Below are 19,179 nucleotides of genomic sequence, written 5' to 3' on the forward strand. Positions count from 1 at the left end.
CGGGCTCCGTCGGCCAGGCTTGCCGGACGCGTCCGTCCGGCGTCATTCCCGGGAGGGTTTTTGAGCGCTCGGGCATGATTGTGGGCGTCGATTAAGAGCTGCAGGTGAGTTCTGAACTGGATCCGTCGCCGCGATAGACCCGGCCGTCCCAGTTCCCGCCGTCCGCCTCGCCTACTCGCACCTGCGGTGAGATAGCGAAGACGCCTTGCGCCGCGTCCGCGAAACCACCTACCGCCGCTGACGCGACGGTCGGGGTCGCCGGGGTGGAGCGGCGCCGGCGCGTTTAGCTGAACGCGGGCCTTTACTGGTCGATGGGAGAACCGTCCCGGTGTCGCCGCATCGAGACCTTTCGCGTCACCGGCGGCGTCTCGACCACGACGTCCTCCAGCACGCTGACGCCAAGCCCCGGCCGGGTCGGGATTCTGACGAAGCCGTTCTCGTTCCGCGGCGGCGCGTCGACGAACTCCGCGCCGAGCAGCGCGCCGTCCGAGCGGAGCTCGAGGTTCCGGAAGCCGGTCGGATATTCCTGGATCGCGAAATTCGGCACAGCGGCCGCCACCTGCAGGCAGGCGCAGAGACCGACCGGCGAGAGCGGGTTGTGGGGCGCGATCGGTATGTCGAAGGCTTCGGCGATGGCGGCCGCCTTCTTCGCCCCGGTGATTCCTCCCACCACGCAGGTCGAGACGCGCGCGAAGCCGATCGGCCCGCGAGCGAACTGCGCCTTGAACTCCGTCGGCCCCGTGAAGCGTTCGCCTGTCGCGATCGGAACCGGGATGCGCGCGGCGAGCGCGCCCATCTCGTCGTGAAACTCCGGACGAATGGGATCCTCGAGCCACATCGGTTCATAGGGCTCCACGAGGCGCGCAAGCCGGTCGGCCTCGGACGGGTTGAGGCGGCGATGGAGCTCGAGCAGCAGATCCATGCCGTCGCCCGCCGCCTCGCGGAAGCGGGCGACGTTCTCTGCGGCGTCGCCGAGCTTTCGGAGCTGAGGCTTGAAGAAGCGGTCAGCCTCCGCCTCGTCGAGGAAGGGATTGATGTGGCCGACGGCGGTGAAGCCCTGGGTGCGCAGCCCCTTCAACTCCTCCAGCACCTCGTCGATCGTGGGCGCATAGACATGGCCGTAGAGCCGCGCCTCGTCGCGCACCGCGCCGCCGAGCAGCTGATGAACCGGAACGCCGAGCGCCTGGCCGGCGATGTCCCAGAGCGCGATGTCGATGGCCGACACCGCGCCGTTGACCGCATGGCCGCGGAAATGCGCGAAGCGCTGCATCACGTTCCAGTGCAGCTCGATCCGGCGCGGATCCTCGCCGACCAGATAGTCGGCGAATTTCTCGACCGCGGTCGCCGAAGCCTCGAGGTGCCCCCAGGCGCCGCTTTCGCCCCAGCCGACAACCCCGTCCGCCGTCTCGACGCGGGCGTAGAGGAACTGACCCGCCCTGACCGGGCGGACGCTTGCGATCTTCATGACGTCTGTCCTTACTCCGGCTTGACGCCGGCGCGTTGCAGAAGCGCGGTCCAGCGCTCGCTCTCGGAGGCGATGCGCGCCGCGAAAGCGTCGGGGCCGAGATCGGCGGGATCGGCGCCGGCGGTCGTGAGCTTCTGACGAATGGCCGGATTGGCGCCCATCGCCTGGATCTCGCGATGGATCGCGTCGAGGATCGGGCGCGGCGTTCCACGCGGCGCGGCGAGGCCGAACCAGAGCGAGAAGATGAACTCCGGCACGCCTGCCTCGGCGGCCGTCGGCACGTCGGGCAGCAGCGGGATCCGCTTGTTCCCGGAGACGACCAGCGCGCGGATCACGCCGTTCGCCGCGTGCAGCGCGATGGTCGGGCCGGCCGAGCTCAGCGCGTCGATGTTGCCGGCCACGAGATCGGTCACGGCGGCGCCGGAGCCGCGATAGGGGACGTGGCTGATGTCCACGCCGGTCAGGCTCTTGAAATACTCCATGCCGAGATGCGGACCGGAGCCGACGCCGCCGGAGCCATAGGTCAGCTCGCCGGGCCGACGCTTCGCCAGCGCGACGAACTCCTGCAGCGTCTTGGCCTGGACCTTGTTCGACACGGCGAGCACGACCGGCGTCTCGGCGACGAGCGCGGCCGGCGCGAGGTCCTTCACTGGATCGATGGCGAGATTCGAGATCAGCGCCGAGACGACGGTCTGGGCGATGTCGTTGGCGAGCAGCGTGTAGCCGTCGGGCTCGGCGCGGGCGACCGCGGTCATGGCGAGCGTGCCCGAAGCGCCGCCCCGGTTCTCGACCACGAAGGACTGTCCGAAGACGCCGCGCATATGCTCGGCGGCGATGCGCGCCGTTATGTCGGTGGTGCCGCCGGGGCCATAGGGCACGAGGATGCTGACGGGCCGTTTCGGCCAGCCGTCAGGTCCTGTCGCCGCCCGCGCTCCCGCCGCCGCCAGAGGCAGCGCGGCGAGGCCGCCCGCCGCCGCCAGAAGGCTTCGCCTGGTCCAGGTCAACATGACGCTCCTCCGTGCTTTTCTTGTCCTGCGGCCGATCCGGCGCGGCGGTCAGGCCGACGTCGAGCTCGAGGTGGCGCGCCATGCGGCGGCGCGCTTCGGCGACGTCGCCGGCGATCAGCGCGTCGCGGATGTCGAGATGCTGGGCATGCCGCTCCTCGTGCGGCCGCGGGATGACGCCGGACGCCTCCCAGGCCTCTGCGAAGAGGCGCTGCGCGTGGCGTTGCAGCTCGATCAGATAAGGGTCTCCGACCGCGGCCGAGAGGCTCTGCTCGAAGGTGAAGTCGAGCCGATGCCGGCGCTTTTCCGCCTCGCCGCTCATCTCGACCCGGTCGAGCGTCGCGAAGGCCGTCGCGAGCCTCTCGACTCCCAGCGACGCTGCGCGTCCCGCCACCTCCACCTCGACCAATGACCGCGCAGCCGAGGCCTGGCGCAGCATCTTGAGGCGTTCCGCAGAGTCGAGCTGCGTGATGCTCGTGAGCGCGGGATGTTGCGGCGAGGCGACGTAAGCGCCGGACCCATGACGCATCGTCAGCACGCCGAGCGCCGCGAGCTCGCGCATCGCCTCCCGCAGCGCCGGGCGTCCCACTTCAAGCGCGGCTGCAAGTTCCCGCTCGGAAGGCAGCCGAGCGCCCGGCGAGAGCCTCTGGTCGGCGATGTATGCCTGCAGGCTGCGGCGGATGACGTCGCCCAGAGACGGACGAGCAACCGGGCGGATTGGAATTGTGATCATGTGGTAAGACCAATTATCGAAGCGAGACAGGATCGTCAATGCGCCTGCGCGCCTACATCGCCTTCCATGCAGGTCTGGAATCTTGGATCGAGCAACGAGGGTTGAGAGCGCTGGCGCGGTTGCGCCCGGCTGGGTTTATCGATCGGCTTGAGGGGCTGATCCCCCTCCTGCTCGCCGCGCGCCGGCTGACGCGGATCGTACGCATCGAGGCTGAGATCGCGCCCTATGCGATCTCGACGGAAATCGAAACCGTCGCGCATGGCTCGGCCCTTTTCGAGCAGGCTTTGAGTGAAGACGCGTTTGCCGCACTACCCGAACCACTGAGGGCGTTCCATGGATCGGACGGCCATCCCGTCTGGTGGGGTGGCGCCATCGCTCTGCACCGGACGCGGCGACCGTTTAGCGATCGATCGGCATCGCGATCATCTGCTGACAAAGCCCATGTCCCAAGCGCAATTTCCAAGCGGCTCCCGCCCGACGCCGCCGGCATCCCGATGCACAACAAAGCCTCTCCGGGCGAGGGAGAAGCCGTGGGAGTCGACCTGGCTGGACTCGAGCGACCTTTCCAGCGCGCCCGCCCGCGACGCGAAGGCTGCCGAAAACGACACGATCGCGACAAGTCCACGGAAGCGGGTCATTTCTCACGCCATTCGATCGCGGCTCTGAGGCCGCCCATGAGAGCGAGCGTTACCTGCCGTCGCTCCTGACCAAGATCGAGGCCATCCTCGACGAGAACGGGCTCGGCGGCGAACCGATCACCATCCGGATGAGCGGCTGTCCCAACGGCTGCTCGCGCCCCTACGTCGCCGAAGGATGGAGCATTCTGGTGCGTTATGCACCCAGCGGGACGCGACGGTCGATGATTCACGCCCGGCTGCCGACGGCCGGACCGGCGAATTGAAGGCGCCGCCGCAGAAAAGCGAGGACGCGACAGGATCTTTAGCCGGCCGGAGGCGCACCGAGCGGCAGCCTGTCAGCCTGCCGCCAAGCGATCGTAAGACGTGTGTCGATGTCCATCACAATGAGATTTCAGGCCAGAGCCGCCATTGAAGCTGGCCGGTGACGGCGCGTTTCGCCCCCTCGAACCGGCGGGGTCGCTATAGTTCTCCTGATAAGTCGGCTTTGATCTGCGGGGCGCGAGCCCGCGTGTTGTAAGAACGACGCGCCCGACCCGATCGTCGCACGCCGTCTTTTTTACCCCCTTGCGCGCGGTGCGAGAATCCGCGCCACTCTCGCAACTGCTTTCGTTGTGCGCGACGCCGGTTGCGTTCGATGGGCGTCGGGGGAACGGCGTGGCGAAGATCAAGGGCGCGGACGGCGACGACTCCCTGGTCGGCGTCGAGGATGAACCCAACGCCATTTACGGGCGGGACGGGGCCGACACGCTGGTCGGCGGCGAATGGTCCGACACGCTCTATGGCGGGACCGGCGACGACCGCCTGCTGTCGGGCGGCTATGTCTCGAACAAGCTGCTCGGCGGCGCCGGGGCCGACACGCTGATCGCGGATGTCGGCGATCTCTACGGCTCCGACATCCTGCGCGGCGGCGCCGACGCCGACCTGCTGATCGGCGGCCGCGCCGACACGCTGGAAGGCGGCTCGGGCGACGACGTCATCGAATGCTTCGAGTCGGAGAACCACGCCTCCGGCGGCTCCGGCGACGATTTGGTCAGCGTGAGCGAGCCCTTCGTCGGTTTCTTCGACGGCGGGACCGGCTTCGACACTTTTGAGGCCGGCGGCGACCTGATCGCCGAGATCTCGAACTTCGAATTGCTCCGCGCGACGTCGGCCGTCACCGCGACGGCGGACGGCATCGAGGGCTTCGACAGGATCGAGCTGGCCGGAGAGGCGGCCGGCTCGCTCCTTGACCTGACGATCTTAACATCCGGGGCGAGCAGTGGCGTCCTCGATCTTTCGGACGAACTCGGGGAGCTGTCGGTTCGTCTCCACGTGTCGCTCTTCGGGGAGGTCATCACGGTCGGCGCCGGCGACGACGTCGTCGAATCCTATGCGGGCTATCACACGATGTTCGGCGGCGCGGGCGACGACGCGCTGCGGGTGCGCTCCGGAAGCGTCACCATGCATGGCGGCATGGGCGACGACGGCCTGACCTCCAGCGATGGCGACGACCTGCTCGACGGCGGCGAGGGCAATGACCGTCTGTCCGGCGATGACGGGATGGACACGCTGCTCGGCGGCGACGGCGACGACTTCATCGCCTCTTGGAAGTCCTTCGTGGTCGAGGTCGACGCGGGCGCCGGCGACGACGCCGTCAGGCTGAACGTCTATGCCGATGTCGGGACCGGCGAGGTCGAGGGCGGCGACGGCTTCGACACGCTGATCGCTAAGGGAGAGCTGGCGAAATTCACGCTCAGCGGGCTGGAGCGTCTCGAGACGCTATCGCGTGTGCGCGCGACCGTCGAGCAGTTCGCGTCCTTCGAGGAGATCGCCGGCGCGTCCGAGGACAGGAGAGCGGTGCTTGCGCTCGAAGGCGCCGGCTCGCTCGACCTGACGGGAAAGACCGACGGCCTCGGCGTCTCGGTAGCGGGCTCCGGCGGAGACGACCAAATCTTCGCCGGCTCCGGCGACGACATCCTGCGCGGGCGGAACGGCGACGACCTGCTGAATGGCGGCGCGGGCGCGGACCGCCTGATCCTCGACGCGGGCCGCGACACGCTGGACGGCGGGTCCGGCGACGACGTCTTCGACTGCGCCGGCGACGCGCGCGCCGTGGTCATTGGCGGCGACGGGGTGGACACGCTGAGGGTCGAGGGCAGCCTCTCGCGCCTGAAGGTGCAGGGGGTCGAAGTGCTGGACGTGGTCCGCGGCCCGTTCAGCGCGAGCGCCGACCAGTTCGAAAGCTTCGACGCGATCATCGCCTCGAAGGGAGTTCCGGACGGGCCCCTGAGGCTGACGCTGACCGGGGCCGGGGAGCTCGACCTGTCCCGCCAGCTCGACGGCCGCGCCGTGAGCCTCACGGGGTCGCAGGGCGACGACGCGCTCGCGACCTCCGGCGGCGCGGACGCGGTCCGGGGCGGCAAGGGCGACGATGCGATCGACGGCTCGGCCGGCGACGACACGCTGTCTGGCGACGGCGGCGCGGACACGCTCACGGGCGGCGAGGGAGGCGACGCGTTCCTGTTCTCGGCCGCGCTGTCGAACCGCAGCTTCGACGTGGTGGCGGATTTCGAAAGCGGGTCCGACGTCATCCGGCTGGACGCGAAGGTCTTCGACGGTCTGGGCCGGGGGCCGCTCGCCGAGGGTGCGTTCAAGGACCTCGCGCAAGGCGCGTTCGACGCCGACGACCGGATCCTCTTCGACCGGGCCGCCGGCGCGCTGTTTTTCGACGCCGACGGCGCCGGCGCGGCCAACGCCGTGTTGTTCGCCGAACTCCGGGGCGCGCCGGCGCTGTCCTGGGAAGACTTCCTGATCGTCTAGACGGCGCCGAAGCACGCGCCGGACGCGCCGATCGCCGACGAGAGTGGTGGCATGACGGACATTGTTGGCGGCGAGGGCGACGATTCGCTCGAGGGCGTGTGGAGCGAGTCCGACAGCATCCGCGGGCTCGGCGGCGACGACACGCTGGTGGCGATCGGCTGGAGCGACACGCTCGACGGCGGCGAGGGCGACGACGAGCTCCGCTCCGGCGGGCATGACGGCGACCTGCTGATCGGGGGCGACGGCGCCGACACGCTGATCGGCTATTTCGATGACGTCTCCATCTCCGATCTGCTGCGCGGAGGAGACGGCGACGATCTGCTGATCGGAGGCGGTTTCGACACGCTCGACGCCGGCGACGGCGACGACACGCTCAGGGCGTCTGAAAACTGGAACTGGGCGTCGGGGGGCGACGGCGACGACATCATCGAGATCGAGTACTTCTATGGCGGCGTCATCATCGGCGGGGAGGGCTTCGACCGGCTGATCGGCAGCGGCGAGCTCTATGGATGCGAGCTGTCGGGCGTCGAGGTCCTCGAGGTCGTGGGCGGGGTCTCGGCGACCGCCGAGCAGCTGGAGAGCCTCGACCGCATCGAAAGCCACGAGAGGAACGGCGACGAGCTGATCAGCATCCGGATCGGCGAGCAATCCGCCGACCTTTCCGACGAGCTCGGGGACCTGGCCGTCCACATCCACGGCGCCAGCTCGGTGGTCACGGGCGGCGGCGACGACTGGATCGAGATGGCGCGCAAGGCCGATGGCGGCGCCGGCGACGACACCATCGAGGGCGGGTCAGGGGAGGATCGGGTCGCGTTCAGGGGCGCGGAGGGCGACGACAGCCTGCGCACCCAGGCGGAGATCGCCTCGCTCGATGGCGGCGCCGGCGACGACGCGCTGTCCGCATGGGGCGGGCGCCGCCACGCGCTCAGCGGCGGGGATGGCCAGGACGCCATCTCGTCCTCCTTCGCGAGGGTGCTGGCGATCGATGGCGGGGCGGGCGACGACGTCGTCGACGTCAGGGCCCGCGCCGACGGAGGCGCGCTCCACGGCGGAGAGGGCGACGACCGGCTGGTCGCGGTGGGCGACATAAGCGAGCTCACGGTCGACGGTTTCGAGACCCTCGCGACCCGGGGCTTCGTCTGGGCCACGAACGCCCAGTTCGAGGCCTTCGAGACCATTTCGGGGCGCGTCCGGGGTTCGCTCGCGAAGATCGCGATGGCCGAGACCGTGGCGCTCGATCTGTCCGCGCAGCTGAAGGGCGGCGGAGCGTTCATCATCGGCTCCGCGGGCGACGACACGATCTTCGGGGCAGAGGGCGACGACGTCGTGCGGGGCGCCGAGGGCGACGATCTGGTCGATGGCGAGGCGGGCGACGACCGGCTGATCGCGAGCGCCGGCGTCGACACGCTTTCGGGCGGCGAGGGCGACGACGCCTTCGAGGTCGGACGGCGGTCCCGCGGCGTCCTGGATGGCGGGGCCGCGACGGACACGCTGCTCGGCGGCAACGACCTGACCGGCCTGTCCCTCGCCAGCATCGAAGTCCTCGACACGCGCGGCGGCTATGTCGAGGCGACGGCCGAGTTCTTCGAGAGTTTTGAGACGATCCTCGCCTCGGCATCCGGTTTGCCCGTCAATCTCGCGCTGTCGAAGGCCGGCGACCTCGACCTGTCGGCGCAGCTCTCGGGCCATGACGCGCGGGTGTTCGGGTCCGGGGGCGCGGACGCCGTCCGCACGTCGGGAGGCGTCGACCGGATCGAGGGCGCGGACGGGAACGACACGATCGACGGCTCGGGCGGGAACGACTACCTGACCGGCGACGAAGGAGCCGACGTTCTCATCGGCGGCGAGGGGCGAGACAGCCTGGAGGGCGGCTCCGGCGACGACCTCTATGTCATCGATGCTGACGACTATAGGATCAGGGAGATGACGTTCGGCGGCGGCGACACCGTGCGGGCGTCGTTCAGCTACACGCTGAAAACGAATTTCGAGAACCTTGAGCTGGCTGGCTCCGACGATCTGTCAGGAACCGGAAGGTCCGGCGCGAATCGCATCGCCGGCAACGACGGCGACAACATCCTCGACGGCCGCAACGGCGATGACACGCTCGAGGGCGGAGCGGGGCGCGACAGCTTCCTGTTCACGAGCGCCCTGTCGGGCCGGAACGTGGACGAGATCGCCGACTTCCGCCCCGGCGAGGACGTCATCGCGCTCGATTGGTCCGTGTTCGCCGGTCTCGTCGAGGGCGCGCTGAAGAAAAGCGCGTTCAAGGACATCTCAACCGGCGAGCCCGATAGAAATGATCGTATTCTTTATGACGCGGAGAGCGGCAGCCTTTACTTCGACATCGACGGCAAAGGCTCGGCCGAGGCCTCGCTGTTCGCTATCCTGAACGGCGCTCCTGCGCTCTCGGCGGACGATTTACTGATTGTATAGGAAAACTGGAAGCGGCGCGCCTGCGGGCTGATCGGGATGGAGCCGAAGACGTATCGCTATGCGTCAGTCCGGCCGGACGACGCCGGCGTCAGAGCGCGCCTGCGAGCGCTGGCTGCGGAACGCCGGCGCTTCGGCTATCGCCGCCTCCACATCCTGCTGCGGCGGGAGGGCGTCGTCCTCAATCACAAGAAGCTCTTCCGGCTCTATCGAGAGGAAAGGCTGACGGTGAGGAGGCGCGGCGGACGCAAGCGCGCGCTCGGCACGCGAGCTCCGATGACGCTGCCGCAGGGGCCGAACCAGCGCTGGAGTCTCGACTTCGTGTCCGACGTTCTGGCGGATGGGCGGCGGTTCCGGGTGCTGGTCGTCGACGACTTCACCCGGGAGTGCCCGGCGCTCGTGGCCGACGCCTCGCTGTCCGGACGGCGGGTCGCTCGTGAGCTCGACAGGCTCGTCGAGTTGCGCGGCTGCCGCTGATCATCGTCTCGGACAACGGACCGAGCTGACGTCGCACGCCACGCTGCAGTGGCAGGAGGAGCGCGGCGTCGGTTGGCATTACATCGCGCCGGGGAAGCCGCAGCAGAACGGCTTGGTTGAAAGCCTCAACGGGCGCTTCCGGGACGAATGCCTCAACGAGCACGTCTTCCGCAGCTTGCCGGCCGCCCGTCGTATCGTCGAAGCTTGGCGGATCGACTAACAATCTTCACCCGGCCGCACACGAGCCTCGGCGGTAAACCTGAGTTTGCAGGAAAGTGTTTGGTGGAGCCAGGCGGAATCGAACCGCCGACCTCTTGAATGCCATTCAAGCGCTCTCCCAACTGAGCTATGGCCCCACCGGGGTGCGGTCCTCGTTCAAATCCGCGGCGTTGGGAGCCGCGCGAGGACCGGACGTCTAGTTTCGCGCCCTGGCTGCGGGAGCGCCGCCGGAGGGCCCGGCGGAAGGGCGCTCCGAACCTTTAGGGCCGGCGCGCCGCGAACGAGAACCACAGTTCGAAATGCGGTTCAAGCCTCGTCGTCTTTTTCGCGGTCGCCGATGATGTCGGTGACGTCGTCGTCGCTCTCGTCGTCGGTCTCGAGGAAGCTCTCGTCGTCGGCCTCGTCGTCGTCGTCCTCGATGTCGACGTCGTCCTCCTCGTCGACGCTCGGCGCCGCCTTCTTGGTCGTGCCGACCGTCTCCTCGTCAGCGTCCTCCAGCGAGATCGCCTCGGCGTCCTCGTCCTCGACCTCGACGACCGCGACGTCGTCCTCTTCCTCTTCGGGCTTCTTGCGCGCCTCGGCGCGGGCCGCGCGGGCGATCGCCGCGCTTGACAGGATCGCCGTCGCGACGAACTGCGCGCCGCATTTCGGGCACACGATCGGGTCGCGCATCAGGTCGTAATATTTAGCGCCGCAGGACTGGCATGTCCGTTTGACGCCGAGTTCAGGCTTGGCCATTCGGTCGTTCCGGTGTCGAAGCGAGGCGGTGGATTGACGTGGGCGGACCTGCCTGTCAAGAGCCGAGGCGCTCCGATCTTCGCCAAGTTCCGCTCCGTGCGGGACGCCCCGTCTCCAGCGACAATCCATCCAAGCCCGCCCGTGTCCTCAGTCGCTCCCTCGCCCGCCCGCGCCCGAAAGTCCCGCGCCCTCTCGGGAACAGTGCGTGCGCCCGGCGACAAGTCGATCTCGCATCGCTCGCTGATCCTCGGGCTGCTGGCCGTCGGCGAGACGCGGATCGAGGGCTTGCTCGAGGGCGAGGACGTGCTCGCCACGGCGCGCGGCGCGAAGGCGCTCGGCGCCCGGGTCGAACGCCTCGGGGAGGGGAGCTGGCGGGTCCATGGCGTCGGCGTCGGCGGGCTGCGGGAGCCGTTGGAGACGCTTGATTTCGGCAATGCCGGCACCGGCTCGCGGCTGATGATGGGCGTGGTCGGCGGCAGCCCGATCGAGGCGACGTTCGACGGCGACGCCTCGCTGCGCTCACGCCCGATGCGCCGCATCCTCGACCCGCTCGAGAAGATGGGCGCGACCGTGGTCTCGGCCGCCGAGGGCGGCCGCGTGCCGCTGACGATCCGTGGGCCCGAGCGCGCGATCCCGATCGTCTACGAGACGCCCGCGCCCTCGGCGCAGATCAAGTCCGCTGTGCTGCTCGCCGGGCTGAACGCGCCGGGCGAGACGGTCGTGATCGAGCGCGAGGCGACGCGCGACCACACCGAACGCATGCTGCGCGCCTTCGGCGCGGAGGTCTCGGTCGAGCCGCACGGCCCCCACGGCCGGCTGATCCGCCTCAAGGGCGAGCCCGAGCTGAAGCCGGCGGCGATCGCGGTGCCGGCCGATCCGTCCTCGGCGGCGTTCCCGATGGCTGCGGCGCTCGTCGTCGAGGGCTCCGAGGTCACGCTCGAAGGCGTCATGATCAACCCGCTTCGCTCCGGATTACTGACCACGCTGCTCGAGATGGGCGCCGACATCCGCCTCTCGAACCAGCGGGAGGAGGGCGGCGAGGAGGTTGCGGACCTTGTGGTCAGGGCGGGCGCCCTGAGGGGCGTCGACGTGCCGCCGGAGCGGGCGCCGACGATGATCGACGAATATCCGATCCTCGCGATCATCGCCGCCTTCGCCGAAGGCGAGACGCGCATGCGCGGGCTGCACGAGCTCCGCGTCAAGGAAAGCGACCGGCTGGCGGCCGTCCATGCCGGGCTTCTGGCCTGCGGCGTGGAGGCCCGGATCGAGGGCGATGATCTGGTGGTGACGGGCGAGGGCCGTGTTCCGGGCGGCGGGCCTGCGGTCGCGACCCATCTCGACCATCGCATCGCCATGAGCTTCCTCGTGATGGGCCTCGGAGCTCAAAACCCTGTCGGGATCGACGACGCGGCCATGATCGCGACGAGTTTTCCGGACTTCGTGGAGCTGATGCGCGGCCTCGGGGCCGAGATCGAGATCGAGATCGGGGAGAGGGCATGATCATCGCGATCGACGGGCCGGCGGCTTCGGGGAAGGGCACGCTGGCGCGCCGGCTCGCGGCCCGCTACGGCCTGCCGCATCTCGATTCGGGCCTGCTCTATCGCGCGGTCGCCCATCATCTCGCGGCCCATGGCGGCGACCTCGCGGACGCGGCGGCCGCCGAACGCGCGGCACGCGCGCTCGATCCCGGCCAGCTCGGCGACCCGGCGCTCAGGACGCGCGGGGCCGGCGAGGGCGCCTCGATCGTGTCCGCCCATCCGGGGGTCCGCGCGGCGCTGCTCGACTTCCAGCGGAGCTTCGCGGCGACGGCGCCCGGCGCCGTGATCGACGGGCGCGACATCGGCACGGTGATCTGCCCGGACGCCGACGTGAAGATCTTCGTCACGGCTTCGCCAGAGGAGCGGGCGCGCCGCCGGGCGCTGGAGCTCGAGGCGCGCGGCGAGCCGGCCGACCACGCCGCGATCCTCGCCGACGTCCGGCGCCGCGACGAGCGCGACATGACGCGCGCGACGGCGCCGCTGAAGCCCGCGGACGACGCCGTCGAGCTCGACACCACGGCGCTCGACGCCGACGGGGCCTTCGCTGCGGCGGTCGCGATCGTGGACGCCCGCACGGCCCAGCGACGGCGCGCCTGAAGAAGGCCTTGGGGACAAGCACGTCGCGACCGGCGTCCGACCGCATTCAGACGGAGCGGCCATGACCCTGAAATTCTACGGCCACGTCTTCTCATCCTACACCCAGAAGGCGTTCATCGCCTTCTACGAGAAGAACGTCCCCTTCGAGCTGCGTCACCTCTCGCCCGACAACCCGGACGTGGCGCAGGAGTGGCTCGGGCTGTGGCCGATCGCGCGGTTCCCGGTGCTCGTCGCGGACGGCGAGACCGTGGTCGAGGCGACCTCGATCATCGAGTGGCTCGACATCGAGCGCCCGCAGGCGCCGCGCCTGATCCCCGAGGACCGGCGGCTGGCGCTCGACGTGCGGACGCGCGACCGGATCTTCGACAATTACGTCATGACCCCGATGCAGACGATCGTGTTCGACCGGCTGAGGCCGGAGGGCGACAAGGATCCGTTCGGCGTCGCCAAGGCCCATGAGTTGCTGGACAGGTCATACGCCTGGCTCGATGGCGAGATGGCGTCGCGCGAATGGGCGGCCGGCGACGACTTCACGCTCGCGGACTGCGCCGCCGCGCCCTCGCTGTTCTACGCGGACTGGGTGCACCCGCTCGATGGTCGGCCGAACCTGATCGCCTATTACGAGCGGCTGAGGCGGCGTCCGTCCTTCGCGCGCTGCGTCGAGGACGCGCGGCCGGCCCGCGAGCTGTTTCCGGGCGGCGCCCCGAAGGACCGGTTCGAAGGCTAGCGGATTCGAGGGCGAAAGAGGCCGGTCCATCGCCGGCGGACGCCTTCCCGCGTTGCGCGCCATCCCCTGATCTGCTAACGACCCGCGTCCGGAAAGGCGCGGTCCGCTTCGCCGGCCGCTCGTGCGCGTCCTGGCGCGCCGTCCGGCCGAGAGCTTTCCGTTTCCGGACATGGCCCGAGGGGTTCCGCGTCCTGGCGCCGGCCCGCTCGCTCGCTTGAGCGCAGCGGCCACCGGACGGCGGCGCCCGACGGGCTTTCGTCAACCCCAACGCCGGCGCCCAAGGCCCGAAGACGGGCAGGAGATTGAATGAACGCCACCGCTGCAGCCGCCGCCCCGTCGCGCGAAGATTTCGCCGCGATGCTGGAGGAGTCCTTTGACCAGCACGACGTCGCCGAAGGCTCGGTCGTCAAGGGCACGATCACGGCGATCGAGAAGGACATGGCCGTCATCGACGTCGGCCTGAAGACCGAAGGCCGCGTCGCCATCAAGGAATTCACCGGCCACGGCCGCGACAACCCGCTGAAGGTCGGCGACGTCGTGGAGGTCTATCTGGAGCGCGTCGAGAACGCGCTCGGCGAGGCGGTGCTGTCGCGCGACAAGGCGCGCCGCGAGGAGAGCTGGGTCAAGCTCGAGGTCGCGTTCAACGACAACCAGAAGGTCGAAGGCGTCATCTTCAACCAGGTCAAGGGCGGCTTCACGGTCGACCTCGAGGGCGCGACCGCCTTCCTGCCGCGCAGCCAGGTCGACATCCGCCCGGTGCGCGACGTCGGCCCGCTGATGGGCACGCCGCAGCCCTTCCAGATCCTCAAGATGGACCGTCGCCGCGGCAACATCGTCGTGTCGCGCCGCACCGTGCTCGAGGAATCCCGCGCGGAGATGCGCCAGGAGCTGGTGCAGAACCTCGAAGAGGGCCAGGTCATCGAGGGCGTGGTCAAGAACATCACCGACTACGGCGCGTTCGTGGACCTCGGCGGCATCGACGGCCTGCTCCACGTCACCGATATCGCGTGGCGGCGCGTCAACCACCCGACCGAGCTGCTGCAGATCGGCCAGCAGGTGAAGGTCAAGATCATCAAGATCAACCACGAGACGCACCGCATCTCGCTCGGCATGAAGCAGCTGCTCGACGACCCGTGGCAGGGCATCGAGGCCAAGTATCCGGCCGGCGTGAAGTTCACCGGCCGCGTCACCAACATCACCGACTACGGCGCGTTCGTGGAGCTCGAGCCGGGCATCGAGGGGCTGATCCACGTCTCCGAGATGTCCTGGACCAAGAAGAACGTCCACCCCGGCAAGATCGTCGCCACCTCGCAGGAGGTCGACGTGATGGTGCTCGAGGTCGACCCCGTGAAGCGGCGCATCTCGCTCGGTCTCAAGCAGGTCATGCAGAACCCGTGGGAGGCCTTCGTCGAGAACCACCCGGTGGGCTCCGAGGTCGAGGGCGAGGTCAAGAACAAGACCGAGTTCGGCCTGTTCCTCGGGCTCGACGGCGACGTCGACGGCATGGTGCACCTCTCGGACCTCGACTGGAACCGTCCGGGCGAGGTGGTGATCGAGGAGTTCAAGAAGGGCGACATCGTCCGCGCCCAGGTTCTCGACGTCGACGTCGAGAAGGAGCGCATCTCGCTCGGCGTGAAGCAGCTCGGCGGCGACCCGTTCGTCGACACAACCGGCGAGATGCGCAAGGGCTCGGTCGTCACCTGCGAGGTCATCGAGGTGAAGGACGGCGGCCTCGAGGTGAAGATCGCCGATACCGACCTCACCGCCTTCGTGCGGCGCGCCGATCTCGCCCGCGACCGCGCGGACCAGCGGCCGGAGCGCTTCGCGGTCGGCGAGAAGTTCGACGCCCGCATCACCCAGTTCGACAAGAAGGCGCACAAGATCGCCGTCTCGATCAAGGCGCTCGAGATCGCCGAGGAGAAGGAGGCGGTCGCCCAGTACGGCTCGTCCGACTCCGGCGCCTCGCTTGGCGACATCCTGGGCGCCGCGCTTAAGAAGCGCGACTCCGAGGGCGACGACTGAGGTTTCGCGCCCGAGGCGCCGGGTCTCCGGCGCCCCCGGACCGTTGGCGAACGATCATGAAGGCCCGCCCGGAGTTCCGCGCGGGCCTTCTTCGTGTTAGATCAGCGGCTTCGCGGAGCTCGCCGGACGCGACCGGCCCGCATTCAGGGCAAGAGACTCTCCATGCCGCTTGACGCCGACGCGATTCTCGACCGCCGGGCTCTGCGCCGCCGGCTCGCCTTCTGGCGGATCGGCGCGATCGCGCTCGTCGGGCTCGTCATCGTGGTGGGCGCGCTGTCCTTCGGCCGCGGCGGCGAGCGGGTCCCGGGCCCGCGCGGCCCGCACATCGCCAAGGTCGAGATCTCCGGCGTCATCTTCGACGACGAGAAGCGCTCGAAGCTGCTCGCCGATCTCGCCAAGAGCGACGCCAAGGGCGTGCTGCTGATGATCGACAGCCCGGGCGGCGGCGTGACGGCCTCCGAGGACATCTACGAGGCCGTCCGTCGCGTGGCGAAGGACAGGCCGGTCGCCGCCGTGGTCGGCACGCTCGCGGCCTCCGGCGGCTATGTCGCGGCGATCGCGGCCGACCACATCGTGGCGCGCAAGACCTCGATCACCGGCTCGATCGGCGTGCTGGCGCAATATCCGAACTTCACCGAGTTGCTGAAGACCGTCGGCGTCCAGGTCGAGAGCATCAAGTCGTCGCCGCTGAAGGCCGCGCCGAACGGCGTCGAGCCGACCAGCCCCGAGGCGCGCAAGGCGCTAGAGGCGCTGATCCTCGACAGCTACGCTTGGTTCAAGAGCGTGGTGGCAGAGCGCCGCGGGCTCGAGGGGCCTGCGCTCGCCGGGGTCTCGGACGGGCGCGTCTTCACCGGCCGGCAGGCGATCGAGCTGAAGCTCGTCGACGAGATCGGCGGCGAGCCCGAGGCGATCGCGTGGCTTCAGACGAAAGGAGTCGACGCCTCGTTGCCCGTCAAGGAATGGAAGCCGAAGTCGAGCCCGTTCGAGCGCTTCGGCGCCGCGAGTCTCGCAGCCGCGCTTGCCGACGCCTTCGGACTCCACGCCGTCGCCGAAAGCATTCGCCGAACGGGCGAGACGCTGGTCCTTGACGGTGTTTTGGCCATCTGGCACCCTGCCGGGTGATCTCAAAACAGTCCAATTCTCACGTGAATACTTTGCGTTGGGCCACAAAGTCTTTGGCGGGCTGGGGAGCGGCCAATGATAAAATCTGAACTCGTCGGCAAGATCGCGGGCATGAACCCGCATCTCTATCAGCGCGACGTCGAGAACATCGTGAACGCCATCCTGGACGAGATCGTCGACGCCCTGTCGCGCGGAGACCGCGTCGAGCTGCGCGGCTTCGGGGCGTTCTCGGTCAAGTCGCGGCCCGCCCGCGTCGGGCGGAACCCGCGAACCGGCGAGCACGTTCCGGTCGACGGCAAGGTCGTGCCGTTCTTCAAGACTGGCAAGGAAATGCGGGTGCGCCTGAACAAGGACGACCTGGAGGCGGGGGCCTCCGCGTGAGGCTTCTCGGCATGAAGGAGCGGGCATGACGTTTCGCCGTTTTCTCGCGGGCCTGATCGGCGTCCCGCTCGCGCTCTTCATCATCCTGTTCGCGGTGGCGAACCGGCAGTCGGTGACGATCGGCTTCGATCCGTTCGCGCCCGACGCGCCGGCGTTGTCGGTCGACCTGCCGCTGTTCGCCGTCGTGCTGTTTTCGCTGATGCTCGGCGTGGTGGTGGGCGGCGTCGCTTCCTGGGCGCGCCAGGGCAAATGGCGCAAGGAAGCGAAGCGCCGCCGCCTTCAGAACGAGCGGCTCGAGGCCGAGACCGAGCAGGCCCGCCGCGAGGCCGCCGCGGCGAGGCGTTCGGCCGCCATCGCGCTGCCGGCCCCGCAGAAGGCGGCGTAGGACCGCGTCGTCCCGGCCGACCGTCAGCGAGAGCCGGCATCGTTCTCCAGATAGAGCGCCTCTCCGAGGACGATTCAGGAGTCGCATCCGATGCGACCATGTCCCGGCGCTGAGCCGGGACCCATCGGGCTCTACCCTGCGCCAGGCGAACGGAGCCCGTCGCGCTTATCTCGGCCATGCAGCGCTCGATGGGTCCCGGCTCAGGGCCGGGACATAAACGGAGTGGATTCCTACCCCGCTCCGCCGCGCGCGGCGCCTGGATCCATCCGCTCCACCACCAGCTTGCCGATGATGGTCAGCAGCGCGATGCCGGCGAGCACGGTCGCGGCCGCGAAGGCGCCGGCTGCGTTGTAGTCTTGGTAGAGCAGCTCGATCTGCAGCGGCAGCGTGTTGGTGACCCCGCGGATCGAGCCCGACACCACCGACACCGCGCCGAACTCGCCCATGACGCGAGCGTTGGTCAGCAGCACGCCATAGAGCAGCGCCCAGCGGATGTTGGGCAGCGTCACGCTCCAGAGCGTCCGCCAGCCCGAGGCGCCGAGCGAGAGCGCGGCCTCCTCCTCCTGGCTGCCCTGCGCCTGCATCAAGGGCAGGATCTCGCGCGCCACGAAGGGGGCGGTGACGAACAGGCTCGCCAGCACGATCGCCGGATAGGCGAACATGATCTTGATCCCGTTCGCCTGGAGGATCGGACCGAACCAGCCCTGCGCGCCATAGACGAACAGATAGGCGACGCCCGCCACGATCGGCGAGATCGAGAACGGCAGCTCGACCAGCGCGATCAGCAGGTTCTTCCCCCGGAACTCGAACTTCGCGATGGCGTAGGCGGCCGCGATCCCGAACGCGGTGTTGATCGGCACGGCAAGCAGGGCTGTCGCGATCGTGAGCCAGACCGCGTGCGCGGTGTCGGGCGCCGTGAGGTTCCGGGCGTAGGTCTCGAGGCCGAGCTTCAGCGCCTCGACGAAGATCACGACGAGCGGGCCGACGATGATGAGGGCGCTCGTCAGCAGCACGAGGCCGAGGATCAGCGCCTTGGCGAGCGAGCCGTCGCCGATGCGGGGGCGGCGGGAGGCGGTCATCGTCCCTCCCGCGCGTAGCGCAGATGCCAGAGCTGGATGGCGTTGACCACGAGCAGCATCACGAAGGCGGCGGCCAGCATCACCGAGGCGATCGCGGCCGCCGCCTGGTAGTCGTATTCCTCGAGCCGGATGAACACGAGCAGCGCTGCGATCTCGGTGCGGAAGGGCTGGTTGCCGGCGATGAAGATCACCGCGCCGAACTCGCCGAGCGAGCGCGCGAAGGCGAGGCTGCAGCCGGCGAGGAAGGCCGGAAAGATCGCCGGGAACACCACGTTTCGGAACGTCCGCCAGGCGCCCGCTCCGAGCGTCTCCGCCGCCTCCTCGGCCTCGGCCGAGAGGTCCTCGAGCACCGGCTGGACCGAGCGCACCACGAAGGGGATCGAGGTGAAGGCCATCGCGGCCATGATGCCGAGCGGCGCATAGGCGACCGTGATCCCGAGCGGCTCGAGGAGCCGGCCGTACCAGCCGTTCGCGGCGAACAGCGCGGTGAGCGCGACGCCCGCGACCGCGGTCGGCAGAGCGAAAGGCACGTCGACCAGCGCGTCGAGCAGGCGTTTGCCCGGAAACTCGTAGCGCACCAGGACCCAGGCGAGGCCGAGCCCGAACAGGGCGTTGAACGCCGTCGCGCCGAGCGCCGCCGTTATGGTGATGTGAAACGAGGCGAGCGCCCGCGGGCTCGTCACGACCGCGGCGAAGCGCTCCCAGCCGAGGCCCGCCGCCTGCCAGATCAGCGCCGCCAGCGGCAGCAGCACGATCAGGCCGAGATAGGCGAGGGTCAGGCCGAGCGCGAGGCGGAAGCCGGGAAGGACGGTGCGGGACATCGGG

Annotated in this window: 16 protein-coding genes, 1 tRNA gene and 1 pseudogene; 11 read left to right on the forward strand and 7 right to left on the reverse strand. The window is 69.2% G+C overall.

Annotated elements, in window-relative coordinates; all coding sequences use genetic code 11:
• Positions 1 to 301 precede the first annotated feature (301 nt).
• The 3 genes from EK403_RS14065 to EK403_RS14075 are packed head-to-tail and all read right to left on the reverse strand — an operon-like array spanning position 302 to position 3,202.
• Positions 302 to 1,465 (reverse strand): mandelate racemase/muconate lactonizing enzyme family protein, encoded by a 1,164-nt coding sequence (locus EK403_RS14065; RefSeq protein WP_128778111.1) that lies wholly within the window; start codon positions 1,463 to 1,465, stop codon positions 302 to 304.
• An 11-nt stretch (positions 1,466 to 1,476) separates the two neighbouring features.
• Positions 1,477 to 2,472 (reverse strand): Bug family tripartite tricarboxylate transporter substrate binding protein, encoded by a 996-nt coding sequence (locus EK403_RS14070; RefSeq protein ID WP_128778112.1) that lies wholly within the window; start codon positions 2,470 to 2,472, stop codon positions 1,477 to 1,479.
• On the reverse strand, positions 2,375 to 3,202 hold the full coding sequence (locus EK403_RS14075) for a FadR/GntR family transcriptional regulator (protein ID WP_128778113.1): 828 nt from the start codon (positions 3,200 to 3,202) through the stop codon (positions 2,375 to 2,377). Before EK403_RS14075 ends, EK403_RS14070 begins: the two co-directional genes overlap by 98 nt.
• 38 nt (positions 3,203 to 3,240) lie before the next feature.
• Between EK403_RS14075 and EK403_RS14080 the strand changes: the two genes are divergently transcribed.
• The 4 genes and pseudogenes from EK403_RS14080 to EK403_RS14095 all read left to right on the forward strand — a co-directional run.
• Positions 3,241 to 3,909, forward strand: coding sequence for a hypothetical protein (locus EK403_RS14080; RefSeq protein WP_128778114.1), 669 nt, complete (start codon positions 3,241 to 3,243; stop codon positions 3,907 to 3,909).
• A 585-nt stretch (positions 3,910 to 4,494) separates the two neighbouring features.
• A complete protein-coding gene (locus tag EK403_RS14085; protein WP_128778115.1) occupies positions 4,495 to 6,639 on the forward strand; it encodes a calcium-binding protein in 2,145 nt (714 codons plus the stop codon).
• A gap of 51 nt (positions 6,640 to 6,690) precedes the next feature.
• Complete coding sequence (locus EK403_RS14090) at positions 6,691 to 9,072, forward strand: calcium-binding protein (protein ID WP_128778116.1); 2,382 nt, start codon at positions 6,691 to 6,693, stop codon at positions 9,070 to 9,072.
• 9 nt (positions 9,073 to 9,081) lie between these two features.
• Positions 9,082 to 9,864: pseudogene (locus tag EK403_RS14095) on the forward strand (IS3 family transposase); the annotation flags it as partial.
• On the opposite strand, the gene EK403_RS14100 reads toward EK403_RS14095, so the two are convergent.
• Positions 9,827 to 9,902: transfer RNA gene (locus EK403_RS14100), tRNA-Ala, on the reverse strand. The pseudogene EK403_RS14095 and the gene EK403_RS14100 overlap by 38 nt on opposite strands.
• Positions 9,903 to 10,071: 169 nt before the next feature.
• Positions 10,072 to 10,503 carry a TIGR02300 family protein gene (locus EK403_RS14105; protein ID WP_128778117.1) on the reverse strand — a complete coding sequence of 144 codons (432 nt, stop codon included), beginning with the start codon at positions 10,501 to 10,503 and terminating at the stop codon, positions 10,072 to 10,074.
• 141 nt (positions 10,504 to 10,644) lie between these two features.
• Between EK403_RS14105 and aroA the strand changes: the two genes are divergently transcribed.
• The 7 genes from aroA (at position 10,645) to EK403_RS14140 (ending at position 17,275) form a co-directional block, all read left to right on the forward strand.
• Complete coding sequence (gene aroA, locus EK403_RS14110; RefSeq protein WP_128778118.1) at positions 10,645 to 12,003, forward strand: 3-phosphoshikimate 1-carboxyvinyltransferase; 1,359 nt, start codon at positions 10,645 to 10,647, stop codon at positions 12,001 to 12,003.
• On the forward strand, positions 12,000 to 12,638 hold the full coding sequence (locus tag EK403_RS14115) for a (d)CMP kinase (RefSeq protein WP_128778119.1): 639 nt from the start codon (positions 12,000 to 12,002) through the stop codon (positions 12,636 to 12,638). Before aroA ends, EK403_RS14115 begins: the two co-directional genes overlap by 4 nt.
• 61 nt (positions 12,639 to 12,699) lie before the next feature.
• Positions 12,700 to 13,365, forward strand: coding sequence for a glutathione S-transferase family protein (locus tag EK403_RS14120; protein ID WP_128778120.1), 666 nt, complete (start codon positions 12,700 to 12,702; stop codon positions 13,363 to 13,365).
• Positions 13,366 to 13,671: 306 nt separating this feature from the next.
• Positions 13,672 to 15,387 carry a 30S ribosomal protein S1 gene (gene rpsA / locus EK403_RS14125; protein WP_128778121.1) on the forward strand — a complete coding sequence of 572 codons (1,716 nt, stop codon included), beginning with the start codon at positions 13,672 to 13,674 and terminating at the stop codon, positions 15,385 to 15,387.
• 162 nt (positions 15,388 to 15,549) lie between these two features.
• Positions 15,550 to 16,509: a signal peptide peptidase SppA gene (sppA, locus tag EK403_RS14130; RefSeq protein WP_128778122.1), complete on the forward strand. Its 960-nt coding sequence runs from the start codon at positions 15,550 to 15,552 to the stop codon at positions 16,507 to 16,509.
• A gap of 75 nt (positions 16,510 to 16,584) precedes the next feature.
• Complete coding sequence (locus EK403_RS14135) at positions 16,585 to 16,890, forward strand: integration host factor subunit beta (protein WP_128778123.1); 306 nt, start codon at positions 16,585 to 16,587, stop codon at positions 16,888 to 16,890.
• A 25-nt stretch (positions 16,891 to 16,915) separates the two neighbouring features.
• Complete coding sequence (locus tag EK403_RS14140) at positions 16,916 to 17,275, forward strand: LapA family protein (protein ID WP_128778124.1); 360 nt, start codon at positions 16,916 to 16,918, stop codon at positions 17,273 to 17,275.
• Between the two features lie 230 nt (positions 17,276 to 17,505).
• Here the strand turns inward: EK403_RS14140 and cysW are convergent, their stop codons facing one another.
• Together cysW and cysT are read right to left on the reverse strand one after the other, a co-directional pair.
• Positions 17,506 to 18,354 carry a sulfate ABC transporter permease subunit CysW gene (gene cysW / locus EK403_RS14145; RefSeq protein ID WP_128778125.1) on the reverse strand — a complete coding sequence of 283 codons (849 nt, stop codon included), beginning with the start codon at positions 18,352 to 18,354 and terminating at the stop codon, positions 17,506 to 17,508.
• Entirely contained in the window at positions 18,351 to 19,175 is an 825-nt protein-coding gene (gene cysT / locus EK403_RS14150; RefSeq protein WP_128778126.1) for a sulfate ABC transporter permease subunit CysT, read from the reverse strand. Before cysT ends, cysW begins: the two co-directional genes overlap by 4 nt.
• Between the last annotated feature and the right edge of the window lie 4 nt (positions 19,176 to 19,179).

This window comes from Hansschlegelia zhihuaiae, assembly GCF_004103825.1.
In the GTDB taxonomy this organism is placed as follows: domain Bacteria; phylum Pseudomonadota; class Alphaproteobacteria; order Rhizobiales; family Methylopilaceae; genus Methylopila; species Methylopila zhihuaiae.

Bases quoted from the DNA above. Each gene is read 5' to 3' on its own strand.
- EK403_RS14080 (WP_128778114.1), top strand. From the start codon at position 3,241: ATGCGCCTGCGCGCCTACATCGCCTTCCATGCAGGTCTGGAATCTTGG.
- sppA (WP_128778122.1), top strand. From the start codon at position 15,550: ATGCCGCTTGACGCCGACGCGATTCTCGACCGCCGGGCTCTGCGCCGC.
- EK403_RS14140 (WP_128778124.1), top strand. From the start codon at position 16,916: ATGACGTTTCGCCGTTTTCTCGCGGGCCTGATCGGCGTCCCGCTCGCG.
- cysW (WP_128778125.1), bottom strand. From the start codon at position 18,354: ATGACCGCCTCCCGCCGCCCCCGCATCGGCGACGGCTCGCTCGCCAAG.
- EK403_RS14070 (WP_128778112.1), bottom strand. From the start codon at position 2,472: ATGTTGACCTGGACCAGGCGAAGCCTTCTGGCGGCGGCGGGCGGCCTC.
- EK403_RS14065 (WP_128778111.1), bottom strand. From the start codon at position 1,465: ATGAAGATCGCAAGCGTCCGCCCGGTCAGGGCGGGTCAGTTCCTCTAC.
- rpsA (WP_128778121.1), top strand. From the start codon at position 13,672: ATGAACGCCACCGCTGCAGCCGCCGCCCCGTCGCGCGAAGATTTCGCC.
- EK403_RS14115 (WP_128778119.1), top strand. From the start codon at position 12,000: ATGATCATCGCGATCGACGGGCCGGCGGCTTCGGGGAAGGGCACGCTG.
- EK403_RS14105 (WP_128778117.1), bottom strand. From the start codon at position 10,503: ATGGCCAAGCCTGAACTCGGCGTCAAACGGACATGCCAGTCCTGCGGC.
- EK403_RS14090 (WP_128778116.1), top strand. From the start codon at position 6,691: ATGACGGACATTGTTGGCGGCGAGGGCGACGATTCGCTCGAGGGCGTG.
- cysT (WP_128778126.1), bottom strand. From the start codon at position 19,175: ATGTCCCGCACCGTCCTTCCCGGCTTCCGCCTCGCGCTCGGCCTGACC.
- EK403_RS14075 (WP_128778113.1), bottom strand. From the start codon at position 3,202: ATGATCACAATTCCAATCCGCCCGGTTGCTCGTCCGTCTCTGGGCGAC.
- EK403_RS14120 (WP_128778120.1), top strand. From the start codon at position 12,700: ATGACCCTGAAATTCTACGGCCACGTCTTCTCATCCTACACCCAGAAG.
- EK403_RS14135 (WP_128778123.1), top strand. From the start codon at position 16,585: ATGATAAAATCTGAACTCGTCGGCAAGATCGCGGGCATGAACCCGCAT.